The following is a 19,573-nucleotide window of genomic DNA, read 5'->3' as shown; positions in this document are numbered from 1 at the left end:
GCCCGGAGTTCATCGCGAATAGCGTCAGCCACGGCGCGGTAGCCCAGTTTCTCGGCGGCCTGAGCGGCGATAGCGTGCCCGTCAAGCCAGTAAGGGGCCAGGGTCAGACTCTGTTCTATCTGTTGCAGCAGGGATTTATCCGCCGCCGGGAGTTTCGCCAGATACTCTGCGGTACGGTCTGCCGACGTCGGCGCCAGCGGTGTTTTGCCTGTGCCGTTCGCCATCGGCGCTGTAGTCAGTGTGTACCAGATCGCATAACGACGCAGACGGTAACCCACAGGGGAATCAGACTGGCGTTCACATATCAGGTCGGCCACGGTCAAGAGCGTCTGTTTCCAGGCTTTTTCACTGGAACTGTCTACGGTGACATCCGGTATGGGGGTGGATGTCGATGCTGAAGTGTTTGCGGATTGTGCCGTCGTTTCTGTCGATTCAGCCGGCGCGGCAGCCGGTTTTGGCTCAGGTTTACGGGCATAGCGGGGGCGTAACTGGTCGATCTCTTTAGCCAGTGCCGGTTCATCGGTATGCCAGCATTGTGCCAGATGAGCCAGTGCGCCCTGCGCCTCTTCTCGCTGAGTTTCATCCGCCTGTTCGCAGAAGCCGGGTTGCGCAGAGTCAAAACGTTTAATCACCTGTTGTGCCAGGCGGCGCTTGAGCAATGGTTTTTGTGGCCAGGCTGTCTGCCAGTAATGTTGGATGTAATCGGCTAACAGCTCCATCGCCAGGATGAGTTCAGCGGGATTACTGCCGTGTTGCAGTGTCCGCAACAAATGCACCATCAGTCTGAAATCTTTGCTTTTTTCGCTAAATAATTGCAGAGCCTGACGCTGGATCTCTTCAATATTAATGCTGGAATGGGCCAGTGATCCCAGCTTAACCATTTCCCCATCAATATATTCCCAGGCGGGTTCGTTTTCATCCAGCTCCCGGCTGATGAGTTCATCCGATAGAGGTGTCAGCAGGAGACCCTGCCAGTCAAATTGTTTCCTGATATCCATTGGGATCACCAGCGACAGGCGGAGCGTAAAGGTTTCACCGCCTGTTCCAGTTGAGAAATGTTGAATGTCATGCGGTTTCCGTTGCTGGTTTTGATGGTCAGGGTTTTTCCTGTCATCAGTCGTTTTAGTTCTTCAATGCCCGGTAGTCCACGGCTGGATTCCAGCAGGTAGCCGTTTTCGCGTAAGAACCAGTCAGCACTGAATTGGCTGATTTCCGTCGAAATCATCACAGTGCCATTATCTTGGGGTTTAGCCAGGGCAATTTGTATTCGGGTAATGTTATCGATACAACTCAGCATCAGTACTGGCCGTGGCGGTGGAACACCAATCGCGGGTGTGGTCAGTATGACGCGAGTCGGTAGGCTTTCAGATTGGGTGGTGATAAAACCGGTTGAATGGTCAGTTCGTTTCATCTCCTGTTCCATTGCTTGTTTCCAGACAGGGCCAGTTTTTTCTAACGGGATAACGGCAATATTATCCAGTTTATCCAATAGACGGTCATAGCAATCGAGTCTGACCAACGGTGACGATTCTGCCCGGCATTGCAACAAAGCAGGTAGTGAAGGTGCTGTTGTGGTTTCCTGAGCTGGCTGAATATCCGGTTTGCCTGTCAGAGAGGCGATTAATGAACTGACCAGTAACAGAAAACTCATAATTTACACCTGTATTTCGCCAGTTTGTAAGTCAGTGTACGGGGCGCAATACCCAAGCTTGCGGCAATCTGTTTGGTATTATTGCCATAAATATGTTGGCGTTGTATCAGTACGGCACATTCGAACTCTTCGAGTGCCTGAGGTAAGTCGTCGATTTTGCTGTAATCGTGAGAGACACTGGCGGATGTTTTGTTTTCTGCGGTGGAGCTTAACGAAGCCAGCAGCTCATCAAGCTGTTTTTCCTTTTGGCGCTGTGTCTGAAAAACCTGGCGGATCTGGCGCAATTGCGCACGCAGTTGTTCCAGCTCCTGCAATTTTTTCAATCGGTGTTGCATGACATGGCAGTAGATGTAAAACATGTTGCTATCGTCAGCAAAACGATGGACATCTTTGGCGAAAATAGCAATTACGCCACACGCTTGCCCGTTGCAATTAAACAACGGGATAGCATGTAGGCCGCAGCGGTTAGGCAGTTCTTCGACGAAGAGGCGAAAGTTTCGATTGTCTATTCGTACCCCTTGATTGAGCGATCCCCAAGTTGTGGGGGTACCTTTATACAATATTTGTACCAGTGGATGGTTGATATCACCGATATTGACATCCAGTTGCAGCGCGCTTATCTGATTGGGTGCTGGCAGCCGGTAGCATTCCAGACGGTTTTCATTCACGTTAAGCAGAGAGACCAGCAAGGCGTCAAAACGCTGGCGTTGGTGATTCACCTGGAGAAAGTGATGAACCAGTTGCTCGATAGAGTCATTTTCCAGTAACGCTAATGCGCTTTTCAGCCGTTGTTTCATGGTATCTCCTCAACCACCGCGTTGAATTGATGGTCGTTAACGGTTAGCTGGATGGTGCTGATCTGCTTGCCGGCAGCCATTTTTTGCAACAACAGCAAAGATAACGGCGGCAATAAAGCGCCATCAATGATCGATTCCAGCATGCGTGCGCCATTTTCAGCCCGGGTTGCTCGTTGCAGTATCTCTTCAACCACATCATCACTAAGGGTAACTTCGGCATTGAAGCGTTGACGCAACAGGTTATCGAGGCGCGCCAGTTTGCCCTGAATAATGGTTTTCAGGGTGTCGTATCCCAACGGTAGATAAGGCACTACTTCCATTCGCGCTAGTAATGCTGGTTTGAAGAAAGCCGCCAGTTCAGGATAAAGCAGGTCATTCATCTCTTCTGGTTTATCGGCATTATCGACGATAGTTTGATAGCCTAAGTTGGAAGTTAAAAAGAAGACCACATTTTTACAGTCAATCACCCGGCCTTCCCCATCGGCTAACTCACCTTTATCGAAAGCTTGGTAGAACAGGTTCAGTACATCAGGATGGGCTTTTTCCACTTCATCAAGCAGGACGACGGAATAAGGTTTCTGGCGAATAGCTTCGGTGAGTACACCACCTTCCCCATATCCAACATAGCCTGGAGGGGAACCAATCAGGCGGGAAACGGTGTGTTTTTCCTGAAATTCCGACATATTGATAGTGGTCAGATATTGACGTCCACCAAACATTAATTCCGCAATCTGTAAAACGGTTTCGGTTTTACCAACACCACTTGGTCCTACCAACAAGAAGGCGCCCAATGGACGACCGGGACGGCGCAGGTCGGCTCTGGCAGTCAACAAATGTTGATGCAGGCATTTGATAGCAAGATCTTGTCCTTTTATGCTTTGTCCCAAATGAGTTGGCAGTTCAGTCACCACGGAGAGTTCACTTTGTGACAGGCGATTAAGGGGTACGCCAGTCCATTCAGCGATAACCGCCGCAATCTGGTTCTTATCCACATGAGGAGAAACGAGCGTTTGTTGTTGCTGTAATTGTTCCAACTGCTCATTAAGTTCAGCCAATTGCGCAATCAACTCTTCAGTTGTTATCTCTGCCGATGTTTCGCTTTCTTCTGCCTGGTTGGTCAATTCTGTTTCGTCGGTTAATAGCTGACGGCGTAGTTCAATAATTTGCTGAACCAATTGTTGTTGCTGCTGCCAACTGGTTTCTAGTTCAGCCAATTTCTCCGTGGTTTCTTGCTGTTGTTGCCGCAGTTCATCCAGTCTATCAGTGTGCTGATTGAGTCCCATGCGCTGTTCCCTTGCCAGCACGTCTGATTCCATTTGCTGCTGATGCAATTGGTTTTTCAGGGCAGAAATTTGGCGCGGAGGTGAAGTCAAGTTGATGGCAACGCGGGCACAAGCGGTATCCAGCACATCAATAGCTTTGTCTGGTAACTGGCGTCCAGAGAGGTAACGGTCGCTTAATACCGCGGAGGCTTTTAGTGCTTCATCATCGATTAATACGCCATGAGAGTGTTCATAGATTGCCCGCAGGCCACGCATAATAATGATGGCTTCTTCCGCAGTCGGTTCGGCCACTTTAACGAGTTGAAAACGGCGGGAGAGGGCTGCATCTTTTTCGAAATATTTTTTGTATTCGCCCCAAGTGGTTGCAGCGATTGTTTTCAACTCACCACGTGCCAGAGCAGGTTTTAGTAGGTTGGAGATATCCAGTCCGCCTTGTTGATTACCTGCGCCAATCAGGGTATGAGCTTCATCGATGAATAGAATAATCGGTACGGATGACTGATTTATTTCATTCATAATGCCTTTGAAACGTTTTTCAAATTCACCTTTTACTGCCGCGCCTGCTTGTAATGCCCCCAGATCCAATGTCATCAATTCACTGTTACGCAGTTTTTCCGGTACTCGGTTGTCGATAATGCGCAGAGCCAACCCTTCAATGAGCGCACTTTTACCGACGCCTGCTTCACCCACCACAATCGGGTTATTTTTACGGCGACGGCAGAGAATATCGATCATCAGGTCGATTTCTCTATCACGGCATAGAACAGGATCGAGTTTTCCCTGACGAGCTTGTTCTGTCATATTTTGAGTAAAACGGGCGAGCAGGCTATCACTGCTGGCGGCAGCTTTGCCTTGCCCATTTTTATCGCTTTCCACAACTGGTTGTTCGGCAGAACCCGCTGTCCATTGGGCAAAATTCTGGCGTAACAATTCGCGGTTTATTCCCGATAAAAGACGTGCCGATTGTGGTGTCAGGTAGCGTAACGGGCTGAACAGCAAGGTCATCAGCATGACGCCGCTGCGTAATTCCTGATGTTGCATCTCAGTCGATGCTAACAGCCAGCTATCCTGTAACCACTCCACCAGCATTGGAGAGAAGTTAGGATAAGCCTGAACCATTGCTTGATGGTGAGGGATCATCTGATCAAGTTGTTCTTTCAGTAGATCACTATCCACTTCTGCTTGATTGAAGATCGCTCTGACATCACTAAGAGGCGTGTTGATCATTTGCAGTAGTAACTGAGAAACAGTGATCTCAGGTTGTTGCTGGCTGACACACTGCGCTGCTGCTGCTTCTAGAGCGTGCCGAGTCATCGGATTTAAGCGATTAACTAATGTAGGTAGATCAATCTGAATCATCGGTTCTTTCCTAGCTCAGTAAGTTATTTAGCTGTTGTAAGATGTTCTGGGTTTGGTTATGCAGACGGATAGCATAGAAGCCATAAACAATGGCGAGCAGCGTAATACCGCTCCAGAACAGATGTTTAATGGTCAGACGTTTACCCAAGCGATAGCGATCATCACGCTCATTGGCGTTACTGTGGAGAATGATGGGTGGAGCTTCGCCCCGTAGTGCATGCAGTTGTTGGTGTAATCGACGGAATAAACGCTCAAAGTCGTCACTTTTCTGCGAGGTCACTTTATAGCGACCACGGTAGCCAAGGCAAAAGCAGAGATAGATAAACTCCAGCAGATGTTGATAGCGTTGAGGTTCACCCATCAAACGATCTAACAACTGAAAGACTTTTTCACCACCCCAGGTTTCGTTATGGAATCGCACCAGCAGTGATTGTTGTAACCATTCATTCTTGCTGTTCCAACCATGACCCAATGCGGTTTCATCAATGAAGGTACAGAGTGTATAGCGAAAAGAGATAATGGCGCCCGGCTCATAGCCTTTGGTTTGTAGAAGTTGTTCGATTGCCTGGATATCAGTAACGACCTGTTGATAAAGCTGGTCCGGCAGCGGTTGTTCACCCATGTCTTTTAGGCGCATGACCATGCCGAGCAGCGGTGTGGCGGCATCGATCATTGGGTTTAGGCTTTCTCCGCGTAGTGGTAACTGATACTGAAGATGCACAGTATTATCAGTGACCTCCTGCGTCGGAATAAGATTGTCATTTATGGTTTCAGTTTTCATTAGTCAATCCCATTACTGACTGCCCAGAGCTGCATATCTAATCCAGGGAATTCTCCTGAAACGTGGAAAGCGATGGAGTTGCCCTTCAAAATCTCTTGCCATACCGGACCTTGTTGATCAAAACGGAAATAGGTGTAACCGACGTGATAAGGCAATTGACGTGGAGCGGCGGAAAGCGCCTCTATAGCGACTCCGGGTAACTGGACGCTGACCATTTCGCGGATTTTTTCCTGCGACGCAACTTTGATCTGCTGAATGAACTGTCGGCGTAACTGCTCCTGTGGAATCTGTGCGCGAACAGCTAAGATGAGAGCGGCTTTGTGCAATAGATCGGGATCAGGGATGGTTGCTACCCGGAAACCATTCCCCTGAACCTGTAACGGTAGGGAGACTGCTCGTGGCATCAGAACGACATTCATTTCCCGGCGCATGTGAAGCATGAGGGTCTGGAATGTTTCGGTTAGATTGTTATGATCATAATTGAACACTTTGTTGGCCAAACGGGATTTATTCGTAAATGTTCTCAATTCAGCCCAAGTTTGGAGAACTTGGGTGAAGAAGTCTTGGGGGTGAAGAAGAGCTTGTTTAGAGTAATGGGTAAACCACGGATGAACTCGGTTAAGTAACTGGAGCATCATAAATTCAGATACATCAGCAACGCCTTGCTGACCAGGTAAACCAATCTGCTTCGCAAGGGTTTGAGCTCGTTCCGTTAGTGAGTTTTCTATTTCACCCATATAGCGTTGCAGTTTTTCGGATGCTTTGACCGCAGTACAAGTCGGGATAAATTCCTTATCAAGAGCGAGGGCTCCGCCTGTAAGCCTCTCTTTTATCCGGCATAGCGGCAGCAAGGAAAAAGCACTGAGGTCTTCTGATCCTTGTTTCAGAATCGGTGTCAGTTGTGCCAGAGTGACAGGGCTGACATCACCATCATCCGTATGCAAATCACGGATATTATTTATATGTTCGCGATAACGTACAGCCCCAGCATGCCTAGATTCAGGATGGGAAATTTCATTAAAGGTATCGTTAGTCATGGGCAGCGCCAGGTAGATATTTTTGCTGCCAGGTCCGTTAATATCGATCACATCAAGCGGTTGGAGAATGGCATCCTGATGGGGAATAGAGAATATGGTGCCATCCGGCATAATACCGCTGGCCTCGGTAATACTGATACGCCCAAGAGCAAGAAGATCTTGGTCGATAGTCAAGGAACTGAAACCATAATAGTGTTCGATAAAGGTCGTCAGGCGGCTATGAGCCAGATAGTCATTATGTTTTTGTTGTTGCTGAAAATGTTGTGGCTTGATGAATAATCCTTCACGCCAAATCACCCGATTTTTACCTGACATAATTATTGTTCCTCTTTTCTAAGTTCAACTTCGTTCGCTCTGATATGCACCAGAATGTGGTACTGCTGTCCTGTGTCTTTCACACGGATGACCTTTTTCCATTCGGATTGATTAATATCGGCATAACGAACGATAACGCCGATGTAACGGCTATTTTTTTCCAGCGGGATGACTGGCAATGGCTTGTACTGCCCCGGCAATAAGGTGTAATCCTGATGGTCGATATAATTTTTCCCCAGCGCTTTATCCAGCTTGTCACTCGCCAGTTGGTCATAATCAGCGGCAAGTAGACGGGAATCTTCACTGAGATAGAGCAGATGCATTTCAACCGGAGTGGATTCTCCATTTTTATTTGGGTTGATATCAGGTTCTGCCAGCAAAGTGATCGCGACGGTGGAAGGTAAGTTCGCGGGTTGACCAACTGGAGTCGATGGGTCCCAGACTACCTGTCCGACTTTCTTCGTTGCTTGCCATGCACTGCTACAGCCGCTTAATATCAGCGCTGCCAGCAAGACAAACCATACGGTATAGCAACCGGACCATGAGGTATTACCGCCGGAGCGCTTCATTACTGGCTATCCTCTAAACCTTGACGCAGAGCACGGTCATAAGCTTGTTCATAGACTTCACCGAACAGTTTTTCAAATCCTTGTTGGCGGCTGGAAGCCAGTTCGCGGTAGTAACTGGTGTACATTTCCCATGCCCAAGTTGCATTTTTTTCCTGTGTTTCATTGCTGCGGCGGTATTGGGCAAAACGATTCAGTAAATGTTCCGGTGAGAAAGCATCCAACATGGTGTTCAAGGCGGCAGTGATTGCAATCCGGTTAGCCTGATAGTGCAATTGCAGGTTATGTAAGCTTTCAGCGACAGCGGAGGGGGCAGAGAGATGTACAGGGCTTTTTTGATCGGCAAACATCACCTGCATAGTGGTGTTGTAATCCATGTTCAGCCGTAATGGATTATCTTCAATAGGGCGCAATTGTTTATCACGCAGCCCGTGCTGTGTACGTTGCAATACCAGTAAACCTTCAATGGCCGCTTTCATGGTTTTACCCATTTCTTCCAGAAAGTCGTTAGCCTGCTGACTATTATGTAAAGGTAATTGTGTGTTCAACCCTCGCATCAATGGTGTGATAGCAACATGTTGCTGTTCCATGTCCTGATACTGTTCACTTAGAGGTGAAGATATATTCGGTAAATCAACAAAATCCCGATCCATAGCATTGCCTCTGTTATCTGAGAGGGGAGAGAAGAATAATGGAGCTTGGTAATGGCCCTGTTGCAGGCTTTGTGTTATGTCGTCACTCTCTAAGGTCTGGTCCAATGTGGTTAAATTTTCACTATCGAGAACCTTAAGCGGATCGTGGCTGAAATCGTGCTTAATCGTGGGCGCCAAAGAACCATGATCGGTGAACGCGGTATCCTGAACAGGTTTTTTCTCCATCATTGCGTCCAGTGGATTGCTATAACTGGAGACTAGTGATTCCGGTGATACTGTCATGGGATCAATACGATCTGCGTCGGAAAAACTGATATAACTTTTGATCACCAGCTTACCAATGGTAATTTCGTCCGCTTGTTGCAGTCGGATGAAGTTAGCACCAGAGGTCAATGGTGATTGATTCACAGACAGAGGGCCGGCGATCATTTGCAGACAGAATGCGCCATCACGCCACTGAATAGTAAATTGTGAAGGATTGATATTGCCTTGCAGATCCTGAATGGACCAAAGATGGCTCTCACTGCTGCCGACAGTGCCGCCTTGAGTGGAGAATAGGCAACTGGCGGATTTACCACTTTCCAGTTGATCACTATTGAGTACTCGTAATGAAAGGGTTGGCTGTTGTTTTTCCATCGTCTTTATCCACTCACTGAAATCGTGATAAAAGGTTTCTTTTCCGGCTCGCCGAGAAAGCTGGTCCACCCCAGGTTATTGTTTAATTTCGTGCCAAGCACCATGCCGCCTGCCTGGTTTTCAGCCAAGCCAAGACGCAGATCCCAAGCTAATTGATCACGCAGGACAAAACAGATAAACATCACCAATGGTAGGAAATTTTTGCCGTCGGGAAGAAATGACAGGAAATGTTCACGGGAGAGATCGTTGATGCATAACATAAACTTACTATTGTAGCCTTTTACCCATGATCCGATGGTGAAGTTTTCACCTAATACGGACATTTTCGTATTTTTCTGACCATCTATTGTCAGCTTTTTACCCAAACGGTTTTGTTGTGATAAGGGAATGGCGACTTTCCGTAATTGCCAGCCATGAACAGTAACGTCTGGCAGATCAAAACAGTGTGAAACCAAGCTGCATATCACTTCTGGAGATCGGCCTGGGTTGGCTAACAAACCAGCATAGGCTAGCATTTTGCTATGGTTGATGTTCAAATGAGTTCGGTTCACACGACTGCCAAGTCCTACCAAAGCGAACATGCGCTGGGAAAAATCATCCTGCCCATTCTTGTCGAAACAGATGTAATAGCGATATTTCCGCCAGATCTGGTAAAGAATGACGATTGAGCGGTGATTGAAAATATTAAGAAAGTCTGTCAGTCGATTTTCATCTTGAGCGTCTTCCCATGCTAGCGAATCAAGGTAGTAACCAGGCATGGGGGACTGGCTGCCATGTAGCCCAAGGAAAGAGACTTCTACATGAAAACGACCTTGTTTGGTGCGTTTCACAGAGACAATATCTCTAGTTGGAAAAGCTAGGCTGGCACTGGATGTAAAACAGATTGCTTCACGGTCAGGACGATTAGTTTGCCCAGTTTTTTCCCACGCTACCGCCAATTGGTTGAGTAATTCAACCAATTGATAAAAATCATATTTTGATACATCCAATAAGCGTTTTTCTGGCGAGTCTTTACCCGTTACATCAACGCATGTTGACCTATTTGTACCGGCCATTGATAGCATTCCTGATTATCTAAATTGACCACCTTCAACATGTGGAAGGAGTTAATGCTGGCATATAACGCAAGGAAGCGTGACAGTATGGTGCCGAACATATAGAGCTCTCCTTCAGAACAGAAAGCCTGTTGCCGGATATACAATGTTGATTCCGAACCACGTACCGGGAGACCTTTAAATAGTCGGTCTATTTGCCTCGTTTCGATCCGTTCAATTGCATCTAGCCGTTTTTGTGATGACCGTGAGGATTGTCGGTTATATATGCTGGGGAGATCGTAAGTACTTAGTACCTCCTTTAGTGCGCCTTTGTTCAATAGTGTCATATAGTTCAGCGACATATTGGAAATAAGCGACCAGTGATACTTGCCGCTCATTGATGGATAGAGTGGAACGGATGGGCGGGTTATGTTGCGAAATGGCGCAAATGACGGGCTGCCCTCTAAAGCGTAATTAATATCACCTACCCGGAGTTGCAAGGGTAATTCGCGGTTGGTACAAGTTAGTCGGATAGAGATACTTTCACTGCGCTCCAACTCCAGTAGCAGTGATGCATCGCCACGCACGAAAGAGATATAGTGTTCAAGCCCGTTACGAAAGGGTGACTCTTTAACCCTAATACGGAAATAGCGAGTGTTGAGTTCGCTTTCGTGTTCGATTTGGTGATGAAAGCTTTCAAATGGCACATAGATCCGTTCCACCCCTCTGGAGAGGTCAGGTTTACCGTCATTACCGACCAGATAGCTTTCCACTTTATCCACGGAAAAAATATCATAGCGATTAGGATGACTATAGTTGACTCTCAATGGATATTCGTCCTGACTACCATCCAATTGAATAACTTCACCATCCATTGGGAAGAGATTGATTGCCGGAACACAATGCAGCCGAAAAGTATCCTGACGGATTTTGATTTCTGGCGGCAGTGCTTCTGAGAAATAGAGGTTCAGCGTGAAATCTGTGGCTTTAAGATCTGCCGGTAACTTAGGAAAACCCGTAACATCGAAAAATAAAAAACCTTCAGAAAAACAGAAGTACTCTTGTAAGACGCGATAACCCATATAGGCATTTTTCGGGTAAGGCAATAGGGCGTCTTCCCGATTAAAACCTACTGGAACGAAGTCAAAATCCGACAATGGAATCGTGGTATCGCCTACGACAAGTTTTGCATCCTCAAGGTAGTAACTGAGCCAAAAATAGAGTTGTGTACTGCTGTAATCATCGCCGCTTAGATAAAAACGCAGCTTATCAAGTTGTAGTTCCTGTAAGTTAAGTTCTGTTTTTGAGGTGAAATTCAGACCGATGACACCTTGTTCGTTACTGTTATTGACCGAAATGTCCCGGATAGACATTGGAAACAGCCAAACATCGCGGCATAAGGTGAAAGTACAGCGATGGCCTTGCTCTGTTTTTTGAGTATTAGTCTTGCTTAAGTAAGTATCTTCATTCTCATCATCTTCGCTATCATCCGCCAGTGGACGGCTCTTGATTTGAGTTCCGCGTTGGATATGCATAGCTTTTGTGGTGGTACTATCATCAGGCGTATATTGGATAATGGTCATGCTAGGCGTTGGCCGTAGGTAATTTGGCCATAACATGTGCAACAATCCATGAGTGAGTTCAGGGAATTCATCATCAATTTTTGCCCGCAAGTTACCCGCGAGAAAGGCAAATCCTTCTAGCAGACGCTCAACATCCGGGTCAGAGCCTTGTTCAGACAAAAATGAGGCGAGGTGAGGATGTTCAATTGCGGCTTGTCGCCCCAATTGCCTAATGTAATCCAATTCCTCTCTAAAATATTTTTCAAGTGACATTTTATTGAGTCCTCTCTAGGCAATAACGCCGGTTGTTATCCAGTTGAATGTTAAATTCAACAACGTCATGAATATCATCCAGGGATACCTGGGCGCTGATGTGAAAACGTAACAACAGCGGATCACTATCATCGTGGATTGCATTGACAGTGACTGACGATATTCTCGGTTCATAATTTCTGATGCAGTGCTCTATTGCCTGTTCAATACTTTGTTTAAAGTCAGTTGCCGTGGTTGTGGCGTCATTGAGATCAATGACGCCAAGATCAGCCGCACTCTGACAGGCGCCTGGATGAGTATTAAGAACATGATTCAGGTGCCGTTTTATGGAGTTGAGTAGCTCACGCATTCTTGATTGGCGGGAAGAACCGGAGCTCTTCCCCTGAATACGCTCGAACAAGCTGGCAGAACCTTCTCTATTCCAACTGTACAGCGCAGCCATGATTCATTACTCCTTATCCAAACGCCCTACTAGTGACAACTCGAAGCTGGCTCCCATATATTTAAAATGAGGGCGAACCTGCATTGCCACTTGATACCAACCTGGATCTCCTTCCACATCTAAAACCTGAATTTGGGCAGAGCGCAGGGGGCGACGACTACGGACATCCGTTGGTGGATTTTCCTGATCAGCAATGTACTGTTTCAGCCAAGTGTTCAGTTCACGCTCCAAATCCTGACGTTCTTTCCAGGAACCAATCTGCTCGCGCTGTAGCACTTTGATGTAGTGCGCAAGGCGGTTGATGATGAACATATAGGGCAGTTGAGTACCCAGTTTGTAGTTGGTTTCAGCCATTTTCCCTTCACGAGTATTGGGGAAAACTTTTGGCTTCTGGACTGAGTTGGCAGAGAAGAATGCGGCGTTGTCACTGCCTTTACGCATTGTCAGGGTGATAAAGCCCTCTTCCGCCAATTCGAATTCACGACGATCGGTAACCAAAACTTCTGTTGGGATCTTGGCCTGGATCTGGCCCATTGCTTCGAACAAGTGAACCGGCAGATCGCTGACAGTACCTCCGCTTTGCGGGCCGATAATGTTCGGGCACCAGCGATATTTGGCGAAGCTGTCAGTCAAACAGGTTGCTAATAGATAAGCGGTATTACCCCATAGGAAATGTTCGTGATCTTTGCTGACATCTTCCTGATAGTTAAAGTTTTTAATTGGGTTTTCGACGGTTGAATAAGGTAGACGCAACAGGAAGCGTGGTGCTGTCAGACCGAGATAACGCGCATCCTCCGATTCACGCAGCGAACGCCATTTAGTGTGTGCCGGACCTTCGAAGACAGATTTCAGATCCTTAATCGCTGGTAACTCGGTAAAACTGCTGATACCAAAGAAATCAGGCGCAACGGAAGAGAGGAATGGCGCGTGAGCCATTGCGCCAACCGCGCTGACGTATTGCATCAGTTTGATATCGGGTGAGCTATTGCTGAATGCATAGTTACCGATGACCGCAGCAACCGGTTCGCCGCCAAACTGACCATAACCTGTTGAGTAAACGTGTTTGTATAAACCTGATTGGATGATTTCTGGTGAAAATTCGAAATCTTCCAGTAACTCTTCTTTGGTCGCATGGATGATGTTGATTTTGATGTTTTCACGGAAATCAGTGCGATCAACCAGCAATTTTAGTGAACGCCATGATGATTCCAGCTCCTGGAACGTTTTGGAGTGCATAATTTCATCGACTTGAGCGCTGAGTGTCTTATCAAGCTCAACAATCATTCTATCAACGACAAGTTTGTTGACAGGTTCTTCGCTAGTACCGGTATCCAAAATGCTGCTGATAAAAGCGGCAACACCCTGTTTTGCGATATGGTAGCCATCATTTTCCGGCGTCATTCTTGCCTGAGACATAATCTCGTCAAGCAAAGAGGTAGTGGACCCTGGGGTTAATGTTGTACTGCTCTCTTCATGCAAGGACATGTTAAAAACTCCTTTTTAGTCAATTACTTTTGATTGACGATTTCAAGCTCTTTTAGAAGTTGTTCGCGGACTTTTTCATCACCCAATAATTCCTGTAAGCGGGTGCGGAATGCCGGAATATTTCCTAATGGCCCTTTTAGTGCGACAAGCGCCTCACGCAGTTCTAAAAGTTTATTTAATTCAGGTACTTTCTTCGCGACGTTATCGGGTGAGAAGTCATTGAGTGATTTTATTTCTAGGTTAATTGGCAGGTCATCTCCGCTATTATCATTGAGACGATTGGGGACACTAAAGGTGAGATTGATATTGGCTTCATTCATCACGGCATTAAAGTTATTCTTATGCACAGAAACAGTTTGCCGTTCTTCAATTGGCGTATCTTCTTTTGTTCCTTTGAGATCACCAACAATAAGCAGGTTAAGGGGTAATTCAATTTCGGCTACTTGATCACCGGTATTCGGAACGTATTTGATATTAATCCTTTCTTTTGGCGCTACGCTACCTGAACTATTTTTACTCATATTAAAATCCTTTGGGTAATACAATTAGGCAATTAGGAATTATCTGATAACAATATTGATGAGAGAGTTGCCCTTGATACCTACCTATATGTGATGGAGAACATAAAATTCTCCCAGATTGAGAAACGGGAGATTCACTGCATTGAATTGGATAGTAAGCTGACTTTCTGTGAGCATATAGATAAATACGAAATTCAGAATATTCTTACTCATCGAGCAATAGCATCAATATAGAGCGCTCTGCAAGGCAGAGTGTCTCATTTTGTTTTTTTATTGTAAAGCTAAAATATATGTGAATATACCTGTCTATTCAACCTTTTGATGGTTTTATTTTATTTGGCAATAAGTTACGCCTTGATGGTTTCTTAATCTATTTTTTAATTAAAGTACTCTATGTAGGTATAAAAATGACATAGAAATGATTTTTTGTTTCATTGTGTAACAAAGTATTTCTAGATGTATTTTTGTTTACATCTTAGAATTACTTTCAGATTGAAAATATTAGTTTTGTTATTAACTGGGCGGATTGGTTTGTTTTTTTGATCTAGTTCTCAATTTTTAATTGACCAAAATATAATTTAGGTTTTAGTTGTTAAAGTTGTTATATTTCATATAGATATATAATTTTTTCTTTAAATTAAATGCGTGTTGGCAGTTAATTGTTCTGTAAATAAAGCTAATTCTAAAGACATCTTTTCAAAACGGCATTAATTATAATATTTTTATTTGTTAGTGATGGGTTAAAAATTTTGCAATTTAGATTTTATTTTGAAACGAGCTGGTTGGTATTTATTATCGTTTTGGCGTTCAATGTAGTTATAAGTGATCTTTCCCAAGATGAAATAATCACTATTGAAATTAATATGAACGTTGCCTTAATGTTGACTCAATCTCTATAAAGGATATTTTTATGCCAACTCCATGTTATATTTCCATCACCGGAAAAACACAGGGCAATATTACTGCGGGTTCATTCACTGCTGAATCAGTAGGTAATATTTACGTACAGGGCCATGAAGATGAAATGCTGGTTCAAGCATTTGATCACGTCGTTACCGTACCGACTGACCCTCAATCAGGTCAGCCTTCAGGTCAGCGTGCTCATAAACCATTCCGTTTTACAGTTGCATTAAATAAATCTGTTCCATTGCTTTATAACGCATTGGCTTCGGGTGAAATGCTGACGAGTGTAGTATTGAAATGGTATCGCACTTCTGTTGAAGGGAAACAAGAGCATTTCTTCACGACGCAGTTGGAAGATGCCACTATTATCGACATTGATTGCAATATGCCTCATTGCCAGGACCCAACAAAAGCTGAATTTACTCAGTTGGTTCGTGTTTCTTTGTCTTATCGTAAGATTAATTGGGAACATACAACCGCAGGGACTTCCGGCGCGGATGATTGGCGTGCGCCTATTGTTGCCTGATAGGTAATATAACCATTCAGCCAATGAAATATCTCTTCATTGGCTGAAAAGCTTAATTTTTATCTATTTTAAGTTGAAGATTTTTAATAACTGTCTTCAACTTCTTTCAGCTTTTTTGATTTTTTCCTTCCTTTCCTTTTAATTTTTTACACGTATCATTTAACGATATTACTTAATTGTTCAGGTAACTCTTGTATCACTCTTACTATCTTTCCTTTTGATTATTTTTTCATAGTAGGTGTTAACACTTTTTAGCCTTGTTTCTGATTAGTGGTTTGGTAAACATCAACATAAGGACTTGTATATCTAAGTGATCGTTTAATGTCTTTTTTAATTTCGTAACTTTTACTTATTGGTTGTTCGTAAGTATTACTTATGATTATCAGTGAAAATATAGATAGCATCACTTGCTTAAATATCACATTGCATTCGGACAGAATTTTCTACTTATCCTAAATTTTAATTAATATCACAGAGCTTTCAGGGGAGGAAGTTCAGCAGTCTGCCATTTTTATCATTAATAGGGCTATAATAGAGCCTTACCATCTGTCTCATCTACTGGGATGGGTTTCTAGTTGTCAGGCACTCTGTCTGGACAATCAACCTATTCTCTGCTCTGGGGTCTGAACTTAATGCTAAGTTATCGTCACAGTTTTCATGCCGGTAATCATGCTGATGTGCTGAAACACACGGTGCAAAGCTTGATCATTGAATCTCTTAAAGAAAAAGAAAAACCTTTTCTCTATCTGGATACACATGCTGGTGCGGGCCGCTATCAACTTGGTAGTGAACATGCTGAACGTACCGGTGAATATCTGGAAGGGATTGCCCGCGTCTGGCAGCGTGAAGATTTGCCGCAGGAATTGAACGCTTATATGAGTGCAGTGGCTGCACTAAATAAAGGTAGCCACTTACGTTATTACCCAGGATCGCCTTTAATTGCCCGCCATTTGTTACGGCAGGATGATAAGTTCAATCTGACAGAACTGCATCCGAGCGACTTTCCCTTAATACGTAATGAATTCTCCCGTGATAACCGCGCTAGAGTTGTGCGTGAAGATGGTTATCAGCAATTAAAATCACAATTGCCGCCACTGAGTCGCCGCGGATTTATTCTTATTGATCCACCTTATGAACTGAAATCGGATTATCAGGCTGTTATACAAGCAATTCAAGAAGGCTATAAACGTTTTGCAACCGGTGTTTATGCGTTGTGGTATCCGGTGGTATTACGCCAGCACGTCAAACGACTGGTTAAAGAGCTGGAAGCAACGGGCATTCGCCGTATTCTACAAATTGAGTTGGCTGTCCGGCCTGATAGCGATCAACGAGGAATGACCGCTTCTGGCATGATCGTGATTAATCCGCCTTGGAAACTGGAACAGCAGATGAAATCGGTGCTGCCGTGGTTACATCAGGTTCTGGTGCCGGAAGGCATTGGTCACACTGTGGTTAAATGGGTTGTGCCAGAATAGCTTTTAACAATGGCAGCGAGAGCCAGAACCATCATGCCTGCTTGATATTTTTTGCCATAATAGGCTTTGGGTATTAACTCCCTTGAACTGATTAGATGGAAACAATCCAGAATGAGCAAACATTACGACTATATAGCAATTGGTGGTGGCAGCGGTGGCATAGCATCAATTAACCGTGCGGCTATGTACGGGCAGAAATGCGCCCTGATTGAAGCTAAAGCACTGGGTGGAACTTGCGTCAATGTGGGCTGTGTGCCGAAGAAAGTGATGTGGCATGCGGCGCAAATTGCAGAATCTATTCACCAATATGGGCCAGATTATGGCTTTGATACGACAGTCAACCACTTTAACTGGAAGACTCTGATTGCTAGTCGCACTGCTTATATCGATCGTATCCACCAGTCTTATGAACGTGGCTTGGGTAACAATAAAGTTGATGTGATCCAGGGAGTTGCCCGTTTTGTTGATACACATACTATTGAAGTAAATGGTGAAAAAATCACCGCAGATCATATTCTGATTGCGACAGGTGGCCGTCCTGTGCGGCCTGATATACCAGGATCAGAATATGGTATTGATTCTGATGGTTTTTTTGCATTGGAAGAGATGCCAAAGCGGGTTGCGGTTGTTGGCGCAGGCTATATTGCCGTGGAAATTGCTGGTGTATTACATGCACTTGGTAGTGAAACCCATCTATTTGTGCGTCAACATGCACCGTTGCGCTCTTTTGATCCGATGATTGTTGAAACACTCTTGGACATTATCAATACTGAAGGGCCTATTTTGCATACAGAATCGGTGCCAAAATCAGTAAGTAAAAATGCGGATGGCAGCCTGACCTTGCAACTACAAAACGGTAAACAGCAAACCGTTGATACTCTAATCTGGGCTATTGGCCGTGAACCGGCAACAGGTAACCTGAATCTGCCTGTCACCGGCGTTGAGTTGAATGAAAAAGGTTACATCAGAGTTGATAAGTACCAGAACACGAATGTGAAAGGTATTTATGCAGTAGGTGATAACACTGGTGCGGTGGAATTAACTCCCGTTGCTGTTGCAGCAGGTCGTCGCTTGTCCGAGCGCCTGTTTAACAATAAACCAGAAGAACATCTGGATTACACCAATATTCCAACCGTCGTATTCAGCCATCCGCCTATTGGCACTGTGGGGCTGACTGAACCTCAGGCCAAGGCGCAATTTGGTGAAGAGCAGGTGAAAACTTATCAATCTTCTTTTACTGCGATGTATACCGCTGTCACTCAACATCGCCAGCCATGCCGGATGAAATTGGTATGTGCCGGGCCGGAAGAGAAGATTGTTGGCATTCATGGTATCGGCTTCGGAATGGATGAAATGCTGCAAGGTTTTGCTGTTGCATTGAAGATGGGAGCAACGAAGAAAGATTTTGATAACACGGTTGCAATTCATCCCACTGCGGCGGAAGAGTTTGTTACTATGAGGGGTTAATGTCGAAAACCCACCTACACACGTTCGTACTGTAGAAAAACTGAGAGGCCAGAGCATCGTTCTCTGGCCTTTGTTTATTCACTCATAAATACCCAATGTCCCTCAAAAACTTTCACATGTGAAAGTGCCAACAGCGTTCACTAACCACAGCAAGAGCTCAAACTGCCCAAATTGGTACATTACAGGCCTTAGGATCTCGATAGCTGTAGCAGATACTGGATGAACCAACGGTTATTACAAAGTTCATCCTGTGGCTTACTTGATCAAATCAGACGATGTACATAAAAGGATAGTACTGAAAGCAGACTGCGCTCTGACTTATCTTCCTTATATCAGTGGCAAGATCTATCAATTAAAAATATCGAGCCTTTAAAACTACGACGTTCTAGATACTCCCAAACAGAGCCGACTCGCGGATATAGTGATGCAGATTTGAAGCAGTTACTTCCTTTGCTAAGAAGTATTTTTAAGCAGTTGTATCAGCAGTTTATTATCGATCCAGAGCTTCATATTCAAGCAAGTTCCAACGCTCAAACAATGGTATTTTCCTGGAAGGGGAAAGATTACCCAGTAGCCGGTGGCGCCTCAAAAATTTTTTATGCTGCCACATTCCTCTTAAGTTAACCTGAGTTCTGGATAAGAAATTGACGAGAAGCCTGTTCCGGGAGCAAAGTTTTGGTGAACGCCGAAAACAGCTCCGGGGAGGAACAGGCTATGGATAAGTTAGTGGAAATTTTTTGCGATGTCGATGATTTTTGCCGTTCTTTCATCCCTCAGTGGACGCAGTTTTGTCTTGATAACGGATAC

17 protein-coding genes and 1 pseudogene are annotated in these 19,573 nt (G+C 45.0%); 5 read left to right on the top strand and 13 right to left on the bottom strand.

Annotation, left to right across the window (positions count from 1 at the left end; all coding sequences use genetic code 11):
* From tssA to tssB, 13 genes are all read right to left on the bottom strand, one after another.
* The coding region (tssA, locus tag OO184_RS23005) for a type VI secretion system protein TssA (protein ID WP_265381170.1) at nt 1-998 on the bottom strand (998 nt) is incomplete at its 3' end.
* Nucleotides 999-1,003: 5 nt separating this feature from the next.
* On the bottom strand, nt 1,004-1,651 hold the full coding sequence (gene vasI / locus OO184_RS23000) for a type VI secretion system-associated protein VasI (RefSeq protein WP_265381169.1): 648 nt from the start codon (nt 1,649-1,651) through the stop codon (nt 1,004-1,006).
* Nucleotides 1,648-2,448 carry a helix-turn-helix domain-containing protein gene (locus OO184_RS22995; protein WP_265381168.1) on the bottom strand — a complete coding sequence of 267 codons (801 nt, stop codon included), beginning with the start codon at nt 2,446-2,448 and terminating at the stop codon, nt 1,648-1,650. The genes vasI and OO184_RS22995 overlap by 4 nt, the downstream gene beginning before the upstream one ends.
* Nucleotides 2,445-5,090, bottom strand: a complete 2,646-nt coding sequence (gene tssH / locus OO184_RS22990; RefSeq protein ID WP_265381167.1) for a type VI secretion system ATPase TssH — start codon at nt 5,088-5,090, stop codon at nt 2,445-2,447. Before tssH ends, OO184_RS22995 begins: the two co-directional genes overlap by 4 nt.
* A gap of 10 nt (nt 5,091-5,100) precedes the next feature.
* Nucleotides 5,101-5,871, bottom strand: coding sequence for a type IVB secretion system protein IcmH/DotU (gene icmH / locus OO184_RS22985; protein ID WP_265381166.1), 771 nt, complete (start codon nt 5,869-5,871; stop codon nt 5,101-5,103).
* Nucleotides 5,871-7,223 carry a type VI secretion system baseplate subunit TssK gene (gene tssK, locus OO184_RS22980; RefSeq protein WP_265381165.1) on the bottom strand — a complete coding sequence of 451 codons (1,353 nt, stop codon included), beginning with the start codon at nt 7,221-7,223 and terminating at the stop codon, nt 5,871-5,873. The genes icmH and tssK overlap by 1 nt, the downstream gene beginning before the upstream one ends.
* Before the next feature lie 2 nt (nt 7,224-7,225).
* Nucleotides 7,226-7,792 (bottom strand): type VI secretion system lipoprotein TssJ, encoded by a 567-nt coding sequence (tssJ, locus tag OO184_RS22975; protein ID WP_265381164.1) that lies wholly within the window; start codon nt 7,790-7,792, stop codon nt 7,226-7,228.
* On the bottom strand, nt 7,792-9,078 hold the full coding sequence (gene tagH / locus OO184_RS22970) for a type VI secretion system-associated FHA domain protein TagH (protein WP_139656230.1): 1,287 nt from the start codon (nt 9,076-9,078) through the stop codon (nt 7,792-7,794). Before tagH ends, tssJ begins: the two co-directional genes overlap by 1 nt.
* A gap of 5 nt (nt 9,079-9,083) precedes the next feature.
* Complete coding sequence (gene tssG, locus OO184_RS22965) at nt 9,084-10,133, bottom strand: type VI secretion system baseplate subunit TssG (RefSeq protein ID WP_265381163.1); 1,050 nt, start codon at nt 10,131-10,133, stop codon at nt 9,084-9,086.
* Nucleotides 10,097-11,947: a type VI secretion system baseplate subunit TssF gene (gene tssF / locus OO184_RS22960; protein ID WP_265381162.1), complete on the bottom strand. Its 1,851-nt coding sequence runs from the start codon at nt 11,945-11,947 to the stop codon at nt 10,097-10,099. Before tssF ends, tssG begins: the two co-directional genes overlap by 37 nt.
* 1 nt (nt 11,948) lies before the next feature.
* On the bottom strand, nt 11,949-12,389 hold the full coding sequence (gene tssE / locus OO184_RS22955) for a type VI secretion system baseplate subunit TssE (protein ID WP_139656228.1): 441 nt from the start codon (nt 12,387-12,389) through the stop codon (nt 11,949-11,951).
* Nucleotides 12,390-12,395: 6 nt separating this feature from the next.
* Nucleotides 12,396-13,874 carry a type VI secretion system contractile sheath large subunit gene (tssC, locus tag OO184_RS22950; protein WP_265381161.1) on the bottom strand — a complete coding sequence of 493 codons (1,479 nt, stop codon included), beginning with the start codon at nt 13,872-13,874 and terminating at the stop codon, nt 12,396-12,398.
* Nucleotides 13,875-13,897: 23 nt separating this feature from the next.
* Nucleotides 13,898-14,395 carry a type VI secretion system contractile sheath small subunit gene (gene tssB / locus OO184_RS22945; protein WP_049584120.1) on the bottom strand — a complete coding sequence of 166 codons (498 nt, stop codon included), beginning with the start codon at nt 14,393-14,395 and terminating at the stop codon, nt 13,898-13,900.
* A 910-nt stretch (nt 14,396-15,305) separates the two neighbouring features.
* On the opposite strand from tssB, the gene OO184_RS22940 reads away from it, so the two are divergent.
* The 5 genes and pseudogenes from OO184_RS22940 to OO184_RS22920 all read left to right on the top strand — a co-directional run.
* A complete protein-coding gene (locus OO184_RS22940) occupies nt 15,306-15,824 on the top strand; it encodes an Hcp family type VI secretion system effector (RefSeq protein ID WP_036780207.1) in 519 nt (172 codons plus the stop codon).
* 632 nt (nt 15,825-16,456) lie between these two features.
* The gene (locus OO184_RS22935) at nt 16,457-17,299 is read left to right on the top strand and encodes a 23S rRNA (adenine(2030)-N(6))-methyltransferase RlmJ (protein WP_049584121.1); all 843 of its coding nucleotides are present in this window, start codon (nt 16,457-16,459) and stop codon (nt 17,297-17,299) included.
* Nucleotides 17,300-17,410: 111 nt separating this feature from the next.
* Nucleotides 17,411-18,766 carry a glutathione-disulfide reductase gene (gorA, locus tag OO184_RS22930; RefSeq protein ID WP_265381160.1) on the top strand — a complete coding sequence of 452 codons (1,356 nt, stop codon included), beginning with the start codon at nt 17,411-17,413 and terminating at the stop codon, nt 18,764-18,766.
* Between the two features lie 432 nt (nt 18,767-19,198).
* Nucleotides 19,199-19,390, top strand: a complete 192-nt coding sequence (locus OO184_RS22925; RefSeq protein WP_265381159.1) for a hypothetical protein — start codon at nt 19,199-19,201, stop codon at nt 19,388-19,390.
* 90 nt (nt 19,391-19,480) lie between these two features.
* A pseudogene (locus OO184_RS22920) lies at nt 19,481-19,573 on the top strand (IS982 family transposase); the annotation flags it as partial.

This window comes from Photorhabdus aballayi (genome assembly GCF_026153155.1).
GTDB classification, from domain to species: Bacteria; Pseudomonadota; Gammaproteobacteria; order Enterobacterales; family Enterobacteriaceae; genus Photorhabdus; species Photorhabdus luminescens.
The sequence above is the reverse complement of the archived record's forward strand: the minus strand, read 5'-3'. Positions and strand labels throughout refer to the sequence as shown.